Origin of the sequence: Nonomuraea typhae, from assembly GCF_009760925.1 — a bacterium.
In the GTDB taxonomy this organism is placed as follows: domain Bacteria; phylum Actinomycetota; class Actinomycetes; order Streptosporangiales; family Streptosporangiaceae; genus Nonomuraea; species Nonomuraea typhae.
In genome coordinates this window covers 164,919-180,206 of record NZ_VRLV01000016.1, presented here as the reverse complement: position 1 = coordinate 180,206, position 15,288 = coordinate 164,919, and the positions used below count along the sequence as shown (strand labels likewise).

At 70.9% G+C, this 15,288-nt stretch carries 15 protein-coding genes; 6 read left to right on the top strand and 9 right to left on the bottom strand.

Annotated elements, in window-relative coordinates; all coding sequences use genetic code 11:
- Positions 1-53: 53 nt before the first annotated feature.
- Genes FVE25_RS54670 through FVE25_RS43035 form a run of 4 tightly spaced genes read right to left on the bottom strand, consistent with a single transcriptional unit; the run spans position 54 to position 3,800 of the window.
- Positions 54-1,739: a methyltransferase gene (locus FVE25_RS54670; RefSeq protein ID WP_219825910.1), complete on the bottom strand. Its 1,686-nt coding sequence runs from the start codon at positions 1,737-1,739 to the stop codon at positions 54-56.
- A gap of 14 nt (positions 1,740-1,753) precedes the next feature.
- Positions 1,754-2,488, bottom strand: a complete 735-nt coding sequence (locus tag FVE25_RS43045; RefSeq protein WP_157253288.1) for an HAD family hydrolase — start codon at positions 2,486-2,488, stop codon at positions 1,754-1,756.
- The gene (locus FVE25_RS43040; RefSeq protein ID WP_157253287.1) at positions 2,488-3,027 is read right to left on the bottom strand and encodes a DJ-1/PfpI family protein; all 540 of its coding nucleotides are present in this window, start codon (positions 3,025-3,027) and stop codon (positions 2,488-2,490) included. The genes FVE25_RS43045 and FVE25_RS43040 overlap by 1 nt, the downstream gene beginning before the upstream one ends.
- Positions 3,024-3,800, bottom strand: a complete 777-nt coding sequence (locus FVE25_RS43035) for a cupin domain-containing protein (protein WP_157253286.1) — start codon at positions 3,798-3,800, stop codon at positions 3,024-3,026. Before FVE25_RS43035 ends, FVE25_RS43040 begins: the two co-directional genes overlap by 4 nt.
- Before the next feature lie 179 nt (positions 3,801-3,979).
- Between FVE25_RS43035 and FVE25_RS43030 the strand changes: the two genes are divergently transcribed.
- Entirely contained in the window at positions 3,980-4,648 is a 669-nt protein-coding gene (locus tag FVE25_RS43030) for a type 1 glutamine amidotransferase domain-containing protein (RefSeq protein ID WP_157253285.1), read from the top strand.
- Here the strand turns inward: FVE25_RS43030 and FVE25_RS43025 are convergent.
- Positions 4,645-5,187, bottom strand: coding sequence for an HIT family protein (locus FVE25_RS43025; RefSeq protein ID WP_246268317.1), 543 nt, complete (start codon positions 5,185-5,187; stop codon positions 4,645-4,647). The genes FVE25_RS43030 and FVE25_RS43025 overlap by 4 nt on opposite strands.
- A 63-nt stretch (positions 5,188-5,250) precedes the next feature.
- Here FVE25_RS43025 and FVE25_RS43020 point away from each other — a divergent pair, with 63 nt between their 5' ends.
- The 4 genes from FVE25_RS43020 (at position 5,251) to FVE25_RS43005 (ending at position 8,747) form a co-directional block, all read left to right on the top strand.
- Entirely contained in the window at positions 5,251-5,400 is a 150-nt protein-coding gene (locus tag FVE25_RS43020; protein WP_157253283.1) for an Asp23/Gls24 family envelope stress response protein, read from the top strand.
- A 134-nt stretch (positions 5,401-5,534) separates the two neighbouring features.
- The gene (locus FVE25_RS43015) at positions 5,535-6,254 is read left to right on the top strand and encodes a PIG-L deacetylase family protein (protein ID WP_157253282.1); all 720 of its coding nucleotides are present in this window, start codon (positions 5,535-5,537) and stop codon (positions 6,252-6,254) included.
- Between the two features lie 218 nt (positions 6,255-6,472).
- Entirely contained in the window at positions 6,473-6,676 is a 204-nt protein-coding gene (locus FVE25_RS43010; RefSeq protein ID WP_157253281.1) for a TM2 domain-containing protein, read from the top strand.
- 160 nt (positions 6,677-6,836) lie between these two features.
- On the top strand, positions 6,837-8,747 hold the full coding sequence (locus FVE25_RS43005; protein WP_157253280.1) for a primary-amine oxidase: 1,911 nt from the start codon (positions 6,837-6,839) through the stop codon (positions 8,745-8,747).
- Between the two features lie 42 nt (positions 8,748-8,789).
- Here the strand turns inward: FVE25_RS43005 and thrS are convergent, their stop codons facing one another.
- The 3 genes from thrS to FVE25_RS42990 are packed head-to-tail and all read right to left on the bottom strand — an operon-like array spanning position 8,790 to position 12,353.
- On the bottom strand, positions 8,790-10,784 hold the full coding sequence (thrS, locus tag FVE25_RS43000) for a threonine--tRNA ligase (protein ID WP_157253367.1): 1,995 nt from the start codon (positions 10,782-10,784) through the stop codon (positions 8,790-8,792).
- Positions 10,785-10,795: 11 nt separating this feature from the next.
- A complete protein-coding gene (locus FVE25_RS42995) occupies positions 10,796-11,401 on the bottom strand; it encodes a glycoside hydrolase family 25 protein (protein WP_157253279.1) in 606 nt (201 codons plus the stop codon).
- A gap of 55 nt (positions 11,402-11,456) precedes the next feature.
- Positions 11,457-12,353, bottom strand: a complete 897-nt coding sequence (locus FVE25_RS42990) for an LLM class F420-dependent oxidoreductase (RefSeq protein WP_157253278.1) — start codon at positions 12,351-12,353, stop codon at positions 11,457-11,459.
- Between the two features lie 49 nt (positions 12,354-12,402).
- Here FVE25_RS42990 and pgm point away from each other — a divergent pair, with 49 nt between their 5' ends.
- Positions 12,403-14,022: a phosphoglucomutase (alpha-D-glucose-1,6-bisphosphate-dependent) gene (gene pgm / locus FVE25_RS42985; RefSeq protein ID WP_157253277.1), complete on the top strand. Its 1,620-nt coding sequence runs from the start codon at positions 12,403-12,405 to the stop codon at positions 14,020-14,022.
- Between the two features lie 18 nt (positions 14,023-14,040).
- Here the strand turns inward: pgm and FVE25_RS42980 are convergent, their stop codons facing one another.
- Entirely contained in the window at positions 14,041-15,282 is a 1,242-nt protein-coding gene (locus tag FVE25_RS42980; protein WP_157253276.1) for a hypothetical protein, read from the bottom strand.
- Positions 15,283-15,288: the final 6 nt, after the last annotated feature.

Sequence of the window (15,288 nt, the reverse complement as noted above, 5' to 3'; positions counted from 1 at the left end):
CGTGGCGGAGAGCCGGCGTCCCCCCTGGGACACCGGCTCTCCGCGGTCCGCGGTCAGGCTGCGACGGCCTCGACGATCGAGACCGGCGCCCCGGTGCGGGTCACCTTCTCCAGGCGCAGGCTCGCCCGTTCGAACAACCTGACCAGCTCGGCCTCGGTGCGCTCGCGCCCGGTCATGAGCATCGCCATGATCAGATCGTGCGTCTTGGCCGGGTCCTGGCCGTTGCCCGGCGCCACGATCGGGTCGATGACCACCACGCGGGCGCCCGGCGCCATGGCCTCGCGGCAGTTGCGCAGGATGGCCACGCAGTCCTCGTCGGACCAGTGGTGCAGGATCCGCTTGAGCACGTAGACGTCGCCGCCGCCCGGCAGGGCCACGAAGAAGTCGCCGGGGTGCAGTTCCCAGCGGCTGTCGTCGCCGACCCGGCCCAGGATGTGCCCGGTCAGCACGTGCGCCTCGTCGAACAGCACCCCGCGCAGGCCCGGCCGCGTGGTCAGCGCGTGCGCGAGCAGGCCGCCCCTGCCGCCGCCGACGTCCACGACGGTGCCGGTCTCCGGGAAGTCGCACAGCTCGACGGCGAGCTGGTCCACGGCCGCGGAGAAGGCGGCCATGCCGCGCTGGAACACCTCGCCGCCCTCGGCGCTCTTGACGTGGTCGCAGTAGGCCGAGCCGTAGATCTGCTCGAAGGCGGGCACGCCGTCCGTGAGCGTGGCGTCCAGCCCGCCCGCCGAGCGCCAGTGCATGTCGCCGGCGGTCATCAGGACGGCGTCGCGCACCGGCAGCGGGGCGTCCGAGCGCAGCGCGTCGCCCTGCGGGGTCAGCGAGAAACGGCCGTCCTCCTCCAGGAAGACGCGCCGGCCGGCCAGCAGGCGCAGCGCCCGGTAGAGGTAGCCGGCGTCGGTGCCGGTGGCCTCGGCCAGTTCCTCGGCCGTGCGCGGCCCGGCGGCCAGGTGATCGGCCACGCCGAGCTGGGCGATCGCGCGCAGCGTGGCGGCGTACACGTAGGAGACCGACTCCTCCAGCAGGTACAGCGCCGAGTGCTGCGCCGCGCTCATGCGCGGCGCGGCCGCCTCCTGCTCCTGCAGCTCCTGCACCACCAGCCGGGCCACGCGTACGGCGGAGGCCGGATTCTGGCCGGTGATCAGGCGGCGGTCGGAGACGGCGTGGGCGGCGAACGCGGCGGCCTTGGTGAACCGGGCGCCCAGCTCCACGAGCCTGCTCTCCAGCGCGAACGGCACCACCCCGATGAGGCCGACGGCCGTCTCCTCCTCGTTGGTGAACGCGCTGACCAGTTTGCCGTCCACGAGAGGGGTGCCGTCGGCCAGCCGTACGCCGACCAGGCCGGCGGGGCCGTGGCAGACGCCCGCCACCACGCCGCCGCGCTCGTAGACGGCGGCGAGAAGGCGGGCCAGGGCCTGGTTGACGGGGAAGTCCCACATGGTGCCGTGGCCGCCGACGAGGTAGACCGCCCGGTAGTCGGCCGGGTCGAGGTCGGCCAGCCGGAGGGTGTTGCACAGGGCCTCGCCGTTCTCGGCCAGGAACCGGGCGGCCTCGAAGTCGCCCGGCTTGACGCCGTCGCGGGGCGGTTGACCGCCTCTGGCCGAGGCGAAGTCCACGGTGTGGCCGGCCTCGACGAAGATCCGATGGGGCCGCGCGGCCTCCGGCACGTGGAAGCCGGTGGCCCTGCCGGTCTCCCCCAGTACGCCGTGGCTGGTCAGCACGATGAGAATCCTGGACATGGCAAGATCCCTTTCTAAGCGAGTTCGAGGGTCGCGACGGCGTCCAGGTCGAGCCGGGCGACACCGTCGCGGGCGGCCTCGGTCACGTCGTCGCGGGTGTGGTAGCCCCAGGTCGCCCAGAGCGTGCGCGCCCCCGTGGCGGCGACCGCTCGGACGTTGGGGAGGTTGTCGTCGAGGAAGGTGACCTCGGCGGGCGTCCTGCCGTGCCGTACGCACAGCTCGCGTACGGCGTCGGCCTTGCGTGAGCATTCGCCGACGACCTCGGCCACGGTGTCCTCGAGCCCGTAGCGGTCGAGGATGGCCAGGACGGAGGGCTCGTCCTTGGCGGTGACGATGGCGATGGCGCCGGCGTGGCGGCGCAGCAGGCCGGCGATGCCCGGGTAGAGGGTGTGCAGGCCGAGCCAGTAATCGGGTTCCTCGGTGCGGATCCGGGCCCGTGCGGCCGAGGCCGCCCTGGTGAACGCCCGGACGCGCGGCTCGGGGAGCGCATGGAAGATCCGGTCGAAGTCCTGCCTGCCGCGGACCTGGTCCGCCTGGGGCAGGTGCGCCACCACGAAGTGGTCGAGCGTCCGCGCGTAGGCGCGGACCGTGCGGAAGCGGCTGAGGAAGGCGGTGGGCACCTTCAGCCGGCGCGCGCTGCCGGGCGCCCACGGGTGACGGCCGCCCGCGCCCAGCCAGGTGATCAGCGCGCATTCCTCGAACGCGTCGGCGACCACTCCGTCGAAGTCGGCGACCAGCAGGCCGCCCATCACCCTGCGAGCTTCTCGACCGTGCCGAAGACCGCTCGCATGAAGGCGCCCAGGTAGCCGTAGTAGGAGCAGGTGATGATGTTGCCGTCGACGATGACGTCGCTGTCCACCACGTCGGCGCCGGCGTTGATCACGTCGTCGCGCAGGCCGATGTAGGCGCACGCCTTCCGGCCTCTGAGCACCCCCGCGCTGACCATGATCCAGGGGCCGTGGCACAGGCCGGCCACGACCTTGCCCGCCGCGTCCATGCCGCGGACGAAGTCCAGGACCCGCGCGTCCTGGCGCACCCGGTCGGGGGCTTCGTGGCCGCCGGTGAGGATCACCGCGTCGTAGCGGGCGACGTCGAGGTCGTCGAAGGAGACCAGCGGCTTGGCGGTCTTGTCCATGGGCAGCGGCACGCCGTACTTGCCGGTCACGCTCGCCCCGTCCTTGGTGGCGACGTCGGCGTACCACCCCTCCTCCAGGAGGCGGTAGTAGGTGTAGACGACGTCGTGGTCCTGGAAGCCGGGTCCGGTGATGATGACCGCGGTGAATCTCATGGCTGCCTGTCCTCTCTCTCGCACTGGGTGCGCGTCACGCAGAGGTAGAACTGGTCGATGTCCGGCCTGCGCGCGTCCTCCGGATGGCCGGTGAGGATCTCGACGTGCGAGTGGACGGCTCCCGACACGCAGATCGGGATGTAGAAGACGTCGGCGGCCCGGCGCCGGTAGTAGACGTCCATGCCGGCGCGGATCTCGAAGCGAAACCGGCCGTCCGGCGTCGCCTGCCGCATCTTGGCCTGGGGCAGGTACGGCACGCGCAGCATGGGCTGGCCGCAGGCGTGCGAGGTGCTCTCGTAGACGGTGCCGGCACGGTTGTAGTCGTCGCTGTACCGGATCAGGTCGAACTTGTTGCGCGGGGTCTCGACCTCGATGAGCTCCAGCGGCTCGTCGCCGATGTTGCGGGTGGAGTGGAACACCCCCGGGGCGATGCGCAGCACCGTCCCCTCCTCGACGGCGACGGTGCCGGAGAACGTGCCGATGATCCCTTTTCCGCTGAGACATAGCAGGTAGGTGAGCTTGCGCGGATGCACGTGCATCGAGGTTCCGTGCGGCGCGTTGATCCGCAGGACCCACAAATCGAAGAAGTCGTCGGCGTACGCGCGGTACTCGCACCCCCACGGCTTGAGAATGACGTCGTTGAGATAAGCGTCCCCGTCGAACTGTTCGTTGTCCGGCCTGGCGCCATTGGCCAGGAGTCTTTTGAGTTCACGCACGTCGACGGGCCCCGCGTCGATCGTGACCACTCTTCGGGCGGCGGACAGCCCTTGCATCTAACCTCCACTATTGTGCAACTCCGGTCCCCTTAGCGGTCAACTAACTACACCCGAACGGCATATCGCAAATAAGTAGAATTGCGTTCTGCCATAACAGACCGAATGGCTACAGGCTGCGGCATCCGGGTACGTTGCCCACTAACCCGTTTCGATAAATCCTGGGTAAGGAGATGACTGTGGCTCGCACTCTTGCCGTCGTGGTTCTGACCGGCCTGCACAAGCTTCCATCCGGCGTGAAGGCCGGTTTTTGGCTGCCGGACGCGGCGTACACCTGGCTGGCCTTGCACAGCGCCGGGTGGAGGGTGGTGGCCGTCAGCACCAGGGAGGGCAGGCCCGCCCAGCAGGGGGTGGACCGCTCCGATCCGGTGCAGCGGGGGTTCCTGGGCGATCCCGGGATCCTGCGGGCGCTGGAGGAGACGGCGCGGCCGGAGTCACTGGACGCCGACAGGGTCGGGGTGCTGGTCTTCGCCGGAGGTGTGGGCGCGTTGTGGGACCTGCCGGGCGACCGCTGCCTGGCCGAGCTGACCGGGCGCGTGGTGAGCGGCGGGGGCTGGGTCGCGGCCTGCTGCCAGGGAGTGGCGGCGCTGCTCAACGTCCGCCTGCCGAACGGGACGCCGTTCGTGAAGGAGCGGCGGCTGACCGCCTTCTCCCAGCACGAGGAGCAGATCCTGGGCATCAGGGGACCGCTCCAGTTGCAGAAGGAGCTGGCCGGGCTGGGCGCGCGCTACAGCTCCAACGAGCCGTTCCGGCCGCACGTGGTCCGCGACGGCCGGCTGATCACCGGCCAGAATCCCGCCTCGCTGCCGAAGTTGTCGCGCCTTCTGACGCGGCTGAAGACGTCCTAGCCCGCGGGCGTCTCCCACACCTCCGCGAGAAGCTGCCGGGTGTCGCGCAACATCTGGGGCAGCACCTTGGTGTGGGCGACCACGGGCATGAAGTTGGTGTCGCCGCCCCAGCGGGGCACCACGTGCTGGTGCAGGTGGGCGGCGATGCCGGCGCCGGCCACCTGGCCGAGGTTCATGCCCACGTTGAACCCCTGGGCCCCGCCGGCCTTGCGCAGGGCGCGCAGCGCCTGCTGGGTGAACGCGCCCAGTTCGGCCACCTCGGCCGCGTCGAGGTCGTCGTAGCCGGACACGTGCCGGAAGGGCACCACCATCAGGTGGCCCGAGTTGTAGGGGTAGAGGTTCAGCACCGCGTACACGAGGCCACCGCGGGCCACGATCAGGCCGTCCTCGTCGCCCATCTTGGGGATCTCGCAGAACGGGCAGCCGTCACCGGGCCCCGAGCCGGTCGGCTTGTTCTCACCCTTGATGTAGGCCATGCGATGAGGGGTCCACAACCGCTGGAAGTTGTCGGGCTCCCCGGCCCCTGCCTGATCGTGCATAGGTAGCAGCATAGGCCCAGCGCTTACCGGACAACCGGCGCAGATATCAGCCACAATCCCCCCATGAGCGAAGTATTAGCTGAGCAGCCGGATCCCACGCCCGCCACGGCCGTCGTCAAGGGCCGGATCACAGTGGCCGACGAGGTGGTGGAGAAGGTGGCCGCCCTCGAGGTGCCCGGCGTGGCCGACATGGCATGCGGGTCACCGGGGTGAACGTCACCGTGGACGACGTCCGCCTGCCCGGTGAGCCCCGCCCGGCGCCGCCGGAGGACGAGCCGTCCGCCGGAGATCCCCTGTGACGCACCCGGCGCGCGCGGCCGGTGGGGCGGGCGTTTAGTGTGGGGAGCATGGTTGATCAGCTGGAGCCCATGCCCGGGGACTGGACGCGCGCGCTGGCCATCGTGGCGCACCCCGACGACCTGGAGTACGGCTGCGCCTCGGCGGTGGCCACCTGGACCGACGGCGGCAGGGAGGTCGCCTACGTGATCGTGTCCAGCGGCGAGGCGGGGATCGACACGATCGAGCCGGAGAAGGCGGGGCCGCTGCGCGAGCAGGAGGAGCGCGACAGCGCGGCCGTGGTCGGGGTGTCCGGCGTGGAGTTCCTGGGATACCCGGACGGCGTGATCGAGTACGGGCTCGGCCTGCGCCGGGACCTCACGGCGGCCATCCGGCGGCACCGGCCGGAGCTGGTGATCACCCTGAACGGCGACGACACGTGGGGTGGCGTCATCTGGAACACCCCCGATCACAAGGCGGTCGCGCGAGCGGTGCTGGACGCCGCCGGTGACGCCGGGAACAGATGGATTTTCCCGGACGCGGGAGAGCGCTGGGACGGCGTCCGCTGGGTGGCGGTCAACGGCGTCGAGGACCCCACCCACGCCGTGGACGTCTCCACGGGGCTGGAGCGCGGGGTGGCGTCCCTGATGGCCCACGGTGCCTACATCGAGGCGCTGACCGGCGAGGACCGCGCCGCCTACGCCCGCGAGACCGTGGAGCGCCATCCCCGGGAGGCGGCGTCGCGCTTCGGCGGCAAGCCTGCCGTGACGTTCCGCCTGTATCTCCGCTGACCACAACACACAGCAAATAACTCTCTATTTCCCGTCAAATACACAAATAGAGGGATATTTGGCGCGCCATTTCGCATTTCCGGCGCAACATCTGGCGAGCCCCATTCCCCCCTTGCTAGGGTTTCGGCCCTGCGGAGACGCTTCAGCGAATCCGCTGCACCGGGCTGCCCATGCCCATAGCGCCCCGTGCACACATCCCCCAACTCGAAGGATCCGTCATGCCCAAGTCATGGCTCGTCGCCGTGCTGCTCTGCTTCTTCCTCGGCGTACTCGGCGTGCACCGCTTCTACGTCGGCAAGGTCGGCACCGGCGTTCTCCAGCTCATCACGCTCGGCGGCCTCGGCGTCTGGGCGCTGATCGACTTCATCATGATCCTGGTCGGCGCGTTCAAGGACAAGCAGGGGCAACCGCTGGCCAAGTGAGCACGAACGTGCTCGGCCGGGTGGCCGCGTGGCGGCCTGCCGCCCCCTTCCCCCAAGGCGGTCACCCGGCACTCCCCTTTCTCCGGATTTCGGCTATCTGGCGCTTCACCGGGAAGTCCCTTTCACGCACGATGGAGTTCCCCGATCTGAGGAGTGCTCCATGAAAGCGCACCCGCTTGCGATGATCACGGCTGACGAGATCCGCGCCGCGCGCCGCATCCTGAGTACGGCGGGGCACCTCGGCGAGCACGTGCGCTTCGCCTATCTGGGCCCGGAGGAGCCCGCCAAGGCCGACCTGCTCGTCTACTCCCCCGGTGACCTCGTGGACCGCCGCCTGCGCGCGTTGCTGCTGGACCGGGCCACCGGCCGCTCCCATGACACGATCGTCTCGGTCACCCGCGGCGTCGTGGACAGCTGCGAGCTCATCGACCCGGTGAGCGCGGGCCAGCCGCCGATCCTCGTGGAGGAGTTCGAGGCGGTGCAGCGCATCGTCGACGCCGACGAGGCATGGGGCAAGGCGCTGGCCAGGCGCGGCCTGACCCCGGAGACGGTGCGCGCCTGCCCGCTGTCGGCCGGCCACTACGACCATCCGGAGGAGAGCGGCCGGCGCATCGTGCGCAGCTTCGGCTTCCACCAGGACCACGAGCACGACCATCCGTGGGCGCATCCGGTGGACGGCCTGGTCGCCTACGTCGATCTGATCGCCGGGACCGTCCTGCGGGTGATCGACGAGGAACTGACCGAGGTCCCCCGCGAGCCGGGCAACTTCGACGACCCCGCCTACACCGGCCCGCACCGCACCAGCCTGCGTCCGATCGAGATCACCCAGCCGGAGGGCCCGAGCTTCACCGTCGAGGACGGCGTGGTGCACTGGGAGAACTGGACCCTGCGCATCGGCTTCAACGTGCGCGAGGGCCTGACCCTGCACCAGATCGGCTTCCGCGACCGCGACCAGGGCCGCGACCGGACGATCGTGCACCGGGCCTCGATCGCCGAGATGGTCGTCCCCTACGCCGACCCGTCACCGGTACGGTTCTGGCAGAACTACTTCGACCAGGGCGAGTATCTGTTCGGCCGGTTCACCGGCTCGCTGGAGCATGGCTGCGACTGCCTGGGCGAGATCCACTACACCGACGTGGTCGTGGCCGACGAGCGCGGGGAGCCGCAGACGATCGCCAACGCGATCTGCATGCACGAGGAGGACTACGGCGTGCTGTGGAAGCACTCCGACCTCTTCACCGGCTCGAACGAGACCCGGCGGCAGCGGCGCCTGGTCATCTCCTTCTTCACCACGGTCGGCAACTACGACTACGGCTTCTACTGGTACTTCTACCTCGACGGCACGCTCGCCTGTGAGTGCAAGGCGACCGGCATGCTGTTCACCTCCGCCTACCCGGCCGGGGGCAGGGAGTACGCCGCCGAGGTCGCCCCCGGCCTCGGCGCGCCCTTCCACCAGCACCTGTTCTCCGCCCGCCTGGACATGGCGGTCGACGGGCACGCCAACGCGGTGGACGAGGTGGACGTGGTCCCGGTCCCGATCGGGGAGGGCAACCCGTACGGCAACGCCTTCACCCGCCGCTTCACCCGCCTGGCCACCGAGGGTCAGGCGGCGCGCATGGCCGACCCGGTGGCCGGCCGTACCTGGCGGATCTCCAACCCGCACGTCACCAACCGGCTGGGGCAGCCGGTGGCCTACACGCTCGTCCCGGAGGGCGGCCCGGCGCTGCTGGCCGACCCGGCCTCCTCCATCGCCGCCCGCGCCGCCTTCGCCACCCGGCACCTGTGGGTCACCCGGCACGCCGACGACGAGCGCTATCCGGCGGGCGAGCTGATCAACCAGCATCGCGGCGGGGCCGGGCTGCCCGCGTGGACCGCGGCCGGCCGCGACCTGGACGGCCAGGACATCGTGCTGTGGCACACCTTCGGCCTGACACACTTCCCGCGCCCGGAGGACTGGCCGATCATGCCGGTGGAGCACACCGGGTTCACGCTACGGCCGGTCGGCTTCTTCGACCGCACCCCGACCCTGGACGTGCCGAGCTCCGGCGCCGCCCACTGCCACGACGAGTGACAGGCGAAGGGGGGCGCCGCGGCGCCCCCCTTCGGTCGGGCATCAGACCTGGATGCGGCGCTCCACGGCATCGGCGATCTCGGCGACCGCCTGCTCGACCGGCACGCCGTTCCTCTGCTCGCCGTTGCGGTAGCGGAAGGAGACCGCGCCGCCGGCGATGTCCTCGTCACCGGCCAGCAGCATGAACGGCACCTTGGCCTTCTGCGCGTTGCGGATCTTCTTCTGCATGCGGTCGTCGGCGGTGTCCACCTCGACGCGGATGCCGCGCTCCCGCAGCCGCTTGGCGACGTCCTGCAGGTACGGCGCGTGCGCCTCGGCGATCGGGATGCCCACCACCTGGACCGGGGCCAGCCACGGAGGGAAGGCGCCGGCGTAGTGCTCGACCAGCACGCCGAGGAAGCGCTCGACCGAGCCGAACAGCGCCCGGTGGATCATGACCGGGGTCTGCCGCGAGCCGTCGGCCGCTTGGTACTCCAGCCCGAAGCGCTTGGGCTGGTTGAAGTCGAGCTGGATCGTCGACAGCTGCCAGGTGCGCCCGATGGCGTCCTTGGCCTGCACCGAGATCTTCGGGCCGTAGAAGGCGGCGCCGCCCGGGTCGGCCACGAGCTCCAGCCCGGACTCCTCGGCCGCCTGGCGCAGCGACTCGGTGGCCTCGTCCCAGTCGGCCTGCTCGCCGATGAACTTGTCGGAGTCGTCGCGGGTGGACAGCTCGAGGTAGAACTCCTCCAGGCCGAAGTCACGCAGCACGCTCAGCACGAAGGCCAGCAGCGACTTGATCTCGTCGCCCATCTGCTCCTTGGTGGTGTAGATGTGCGAGTCGTCCTGCGTCATGCCGCGCACGCGGGTCAGCCCGTGGACCACACCGGACTTCTCGTAGCGGTAGACCGACCCGAACTCGCACAGCCGCAGCGGCAGCTCCCGGTAGGAGCGCCCGCGGGCCCGGAAGATCAGGTTGTGCATCGGGCAGTTCATCGGCTTGACGCGGTACTCGGTGCCGTCGAGCTCGAAGGGCGGGAACATGTCCTCGCCGTACCAGGGCAGGTGGCCGGAGGTCTCGAACAGCGACGACTTGGTCAGATGCGGCGTGTTGACGAACTCGTAGCCCGCCTCCAGCTGCCGCTTGCGCATGTAGTCTTCCATCTCCTTGCGGATGATCCCGCCCTTGGGATGGAAGACCGGCAGCCCGGAGCCCAGCTCCGGCGGGAAGCTGAACAGGTCGAGCTCGGCGCCGAGCCTGCGGTGGTCGCGCTTCTCGGCCTCCTCCAGCAGCTTGAGGTACTCCTCCTGCTTCTCGCGCGACTCCCAGGCGGTGCCGTAGATGCGCTGCAGCTGCGGGTTCTTCTCGCTGCCGCGCCAGTAGGCGCCGCCGGTGCGCATGAGCTTGAAGGCCGGGATGGACCTCGTGGAGGGCACGTGCGGCCCCCGGCACAGGTCCTTCCAGCACAGCTCGCCCGTCTTGGGGTCGAGGTTGTCGTAGATGGTCAGCTCGGCGCCGCCCACCTCGACGCTCTCCTCGTCGGCCGCGCCGCCCTTGAGCCCGATGAGCTCCAGCTTGTACGGCTCGGCCGCCAGCTCCGCCCGCGCCTCCTCGTCGGAGACCACGCGGCGGGAGAACAGCTGGCCCTGCTTGACGATCTCGCGCATGCGCTTCTCGACCCGCTTGAGGTCGTCGGGGTGAAACGCCTGCTTGACGTCGAAGTCGTAGTAGAAGCCGTTGTCCACCGGCGGGCCGATGCCCAGCTTGGCCTCGGGGAACAGCTCCTGAACCGCCTGGGCCATGACGTGCGCGGTGGAGTGGCGCACGATGGCCCGGCCGTCGGCGCTGCCGGCCTCGACCGGCTCGACCACGTCGCCGCCGGCCACCGGCGAGGCCAGGTCGCGCAGCTCGCCGTCGACCCGGGCGGCCACGACCGTGCGCCCGTCGGCCTCGAGGGCCTCGCCGTACGTCGTGCCGGCCGCGACCACACGCTCGGCTCCGGCGAGGGTGATGCGTAGCTCGGCTGACACGGTGACTCCCTGGAAATGCGGCGACTGGATGAAACCAGATGCTATCGCGCTTGGAAGCCCAGCCTGGTCAGCTCCTCCCGGCTGCCGAGGAAGACGTTGCGGTCGAGCGGGCTGTTGGAGTGCTGGTGGATCGTCCAGCCCTGCCAGGGCGTGGGCACGAGCGGCCGGCCGCGCGGCTGGGCGGGGGAGGCGATCCACAGCGGGTACTCCCCAAGGCCCGCGCAGTAGCCTGCCTTGGCGAACCACAGGAAGGTGTAGACGAAGGGGCGCACGCCCGCGTTGCGCTCGACGTAGTGGCACCAGCGGCGGGCGTAGCGGGCCACGCGCTCGGGCGGCAGCCCGTCGTTGGTCTCGAGGTCGAGCGCGACCAGGTCGCCCCTGCGCAGGCCGCCCGCGGCCGCGATGGTGCGCAGGAAGTGCCGGGCGTGCTCGGCCGGGTCGCCGGTCGGGCGGCCGAAGTGGTAGGCGCCGCAGACGATCCAGCTCTCTCGCATGCCCTGCCAGTTGCGGCGGAAGAACCGGTCGGTGTAGGTGCCGCCCTCGGTGGCCTTGGCGAAGGCGAAGGCGACGCCGGACTTGGCGTGCGCGTCCCAGTCGACCGATCCCTGCCAGTTGGAGACATCTATCCCATGCAGCAAGCGCTTCACCTTGCCGGATCTTATGTCGATCTCTCCGGGCGGACCCTTCGCCGCGCCGTACGTCCTATTCAACTAGCCCTTTGAGGAACTGTCGCGTGCGTTCACGCTTGGAGTACTCCGAGGCGATGAAGTCGGTGACGCCCGCGTCGGCGAGCTCCTGGATCTGGGCGCGCACGCTGTCCTCGTCGCCGACGATGGCCACGCCGCCCGGGCCGCCGGCGCCCTCCTTGTCGAGCATCGCCCGGTAGGAGGGCAGCTGGCCGTACACCGAGAAGACCTCGTCGGCGCGCTCGCGGGCGGCGGCGGGGTCGTCGGTGACGCAGACGGGCAGGCCGCAGACGATGCGCGGGCGGGGGCGGCCCGCCTCCTCGGCGGCGGCGGTGACGGCGGGCGCGACGTGCCCGGTGACGGTCTTGGGGCCGGTCATCCACAGGACGGTGCCGTCGGCGACCGCGCCGGCCAGGTGGAGCATGCGCGGGGCCAGCGCGGCGATGAGCACCGGCAGGCCGCGGCCGGGGGTGCGCAGGCGGACGTCGGCCTTGATCGTCTCGCCCTGGAAGGTGACCTCGCCCTCCTTGACCAGCGGGATCAGCGCCGCCAGGTATTCACGCATGTGCCGGGCGGGCTTGTCGTAGCTGTAGCCGTACATGTTCTCGACGACGATCTGGTGCGACAGGCCGATGCCGAGCGTCAGGCGCCCGCCGAGCGCGGCGTTGGCGGTCATCGCCTGCTGGGCCAGGACGGCCGGGTGGCGCGGGTAGGTGGGCACGACCGCGGTGCCGAGCTCGAGGCCGGGGGCGGCGTCGCCGGTCGCGGCCAGGGCGGTCAGCGCGTCGAGGCCGAAGATGTTGGAGACCCAGGCGGAGGGGAACCCGTCGGCCGCGGCGGCGGCCAGGTTCTCACGCAGTTCGCCGATGGGGTCGTCGCCCCTGGGCTCGTTGAGGAACAGTCCGATCCGCATCGTTACCGAACTCCATTCTAGTCTTTCCGGCCATCATAGGCTTGCCCCCATGACCCACGAGCGCGCAGGACACCTCGCCCAGCCGGCCGACCTGGTGGACGTCGCCCGGCTGGTTACCGCCTACTACGCCCTGCACCCGGACCCCGGCGACCTCGCTCAGCAGGTGGCCTTCGGCACGTCCGGGCATCGCGGGTCGGCGCTGAACGCCGCGTTCAACGAAGATCACATCCTGGCGACCAGCCAGGCGATCTGCGAGTATCGCACCGCCCAGGGCGTGTCGGGGCCGCTCTTCCTCGGGGCCGACACCCACGCGCTCTCGGAGCCCGCCCGGGTCTCGGCGCTCGAGGTCTTCGCCGCCAACGGCGTCGAGGTGCGCATCGACAACCGCGACGGCTACACGCCCACCCCCGCCGTCTCCCACGCCATCCTCACCCACCCGGGCTCCGACGGGGTCGTGGTCACGCCGTCGCACAACCCGCCGCCCGACGGCGGCTTCAAGTACAACCCGCCCAACGGCGGACCCGCGGGCACCGACGCCACCGGCTGGATCCAGGAGCGGGCCAACGCGCTGCTCGCCGCGGGCCTGCGAGGGGTACGGCGGGTGCCGTACGAGAAGGCGCTGGCGGCCGGGACGACGCGGCGACACGACTACCTCGGCGCGTACGTGGACGACCTGCCCTCGGTCGTCGACCTCGACGCGATCCGCGGCGCCGGGGTGCGCATCGGCGCCGACCCGCTCGGCGGGGCGAGCGTGGCCTACTGGGGCGAGATCGCCGAACGGCACCGGCTCGACCTGACCGTGGTCAACCCGCTCGTGGACCCGGCCTGGCGCTTCATGACGCTCGACTGGGACGGCAAGATCCGCATGGACTGCTCCTCGCCCTACGCGATGGCCTCCCTCATCGACAACCGCTCCCGCTTCGACGTCTCCACCGGCAACGACGCCGACGCCGACCGGCACGGCATCGTCACCCCCGACGGCGGGCTGCTCAACCCCAACCACTACCTGGCCGTCGCCATCTCCTACCTCTACGCCCACCGCGACGGCTGGCCCGCCGCCGCCGGAGTGGGCAAGACCATGGTCAGCAGCAGCATGATCGACCGGGTGACCGAGTCGCTGGGGCGGCGGCTGATGGAGGTGCCCGTCGGGTTCAAGTGGTTCGTGCCCGGGCTGCTGGACGGCTCGCTCGGGTTCGGCGGCGAGGAGAGCGCCGGGGCCTCCTTCCTGCGGCGCGACGGCTCGGTGTGGACCACCGACAAGGACGGCCTGATCCTCGCGCTGCTGGCCGCCGAGATCCTGGCGGTGACCGGGCGCTCGCCTAGCCGCCTGTACACCGATTTGACCGAGCGCTTCGGCGAGCCCGCCTACGCCCGTGTGGACGCGCCCGCCACCCGGGAGGAGAAGGCGGTGCTGGCCAAGCTGTCGGCCGGGCAGATCACCGCACGCACGCTGGCCGGGGACCCGATCACCGGCGTCCAGACCGAGGCGCCGGGCAACGGGGCCGCGCTGGGCGGGGTCAAGGTGGCCACCGCGCACGCCTGGTTCGCCGCCCGGCCGTCGGGGACCGAGGACGTGTACAAGATCTACGCCGAGTCGTTCAAGGGCCCGGGCCACCTGGCCGAGGTCCAGTCCGAAGCCCGCGCCGTGGTCTCGGCCGCCCTCACCTGACCGGCCGTCGCGAAGGCGTCACGGGGTCTTCGTCAGCACCCTCTCGTCGTCGTCCTGGACGGCCGGGAAGGAGCCGGTGTCGACGATGCCGTGCTCCTGATACAGGGCCTCGATGAGGGCGTGGGCCTGCGGCTCGAGCTTCCACAGGGCGCGCCATTCGCGGGCGGTCCCCACGGAGATGCCCACCTCCTGGGCGATGTCCACGGTCCTGGGCACGATGCGCTTGGCGATCTGCCGGTCCCAGTAGCCTCGGGCGGCCCGCATGAGCCGGGCCCGCTCGGCGGTGTCGAGCACCTGCGGGGTGGTGTCGAAGACGTCGTCGTCCTCCTCGTCCACCAGCTCCGCCAGCACGGGCGGCAGCGCGGGGCGGGCGGGCACGGGCTGATGGTCCTGCTCCTCGGGCTCCCAGGGCACCCGCGGGTCGGCGTCGACGAGCTTGGAGGTGTTGTACAGCGCGGCGATCTGGGCCAGCAGCGCCTCCTGCCGCTGCGGGTCCACGGCCAGGCCGGTGTGCTCGACGGCCTGGTCCATGGCCTTGTCGAGCCTGGACAGCGCGGCGCGGACCTTCCGCTCGGAGGCGCCGCCCTCGCGCAGCGCCTTGGCCCGCTTGGCGGCCAGCGCCACGCGGGTGAGGCGGCGGTGGGCGTCGACCTCGCTGGCGGTGCGGTCGCTGACCTCGGCCAGGCCGATGCGCACGAGCAGCCGTTCGGGGGTGAGCCGCCAGTTGATGCGCCCGGTGCCGCGGATGCGGTGCCGCTCGATGGCCATGCCGCGCTCCCACAGCCACGCGGCCACCAGCGGCGCGGCCAGCCGGAAGATCGCCTCGGGCAGGCTGCGCGCGTCCATGCTGGACAGGATCGCGGTCAGGCAGGTCAAAGCCCATACGGCGATGCCGTCGATGCCGGCGGAGTAGTTCTCGCGCATGTTGCGCCGCGCCCGGACCGCCGAGGTGATGATGGCGACCTCGATGAAGGCGAACAGCAGCAGCCGCAGCGGCCCGTCCAGCCCCAGGACGTCGCCGGAGAAGCGCCACATGCCCTGCGCGGAGACGCCGGTGGCGATGCAGGCGGCCACGACGGTCAGGACGTCCTCGACGGGCCGGGGTGAGATGTAGCGGTTGAAGAGCCACGCGCCGGCCCGCCACGCGACCTTGACGAGCACGAAGGCCAGGGCCAGCCCGATCAGGCCGAGGACACAGAAGATGGCGGTGATGACCGGCTTTTCCGCGACAAACTTGGCGATTTCCTCAAATGGGGGCATCTGTCA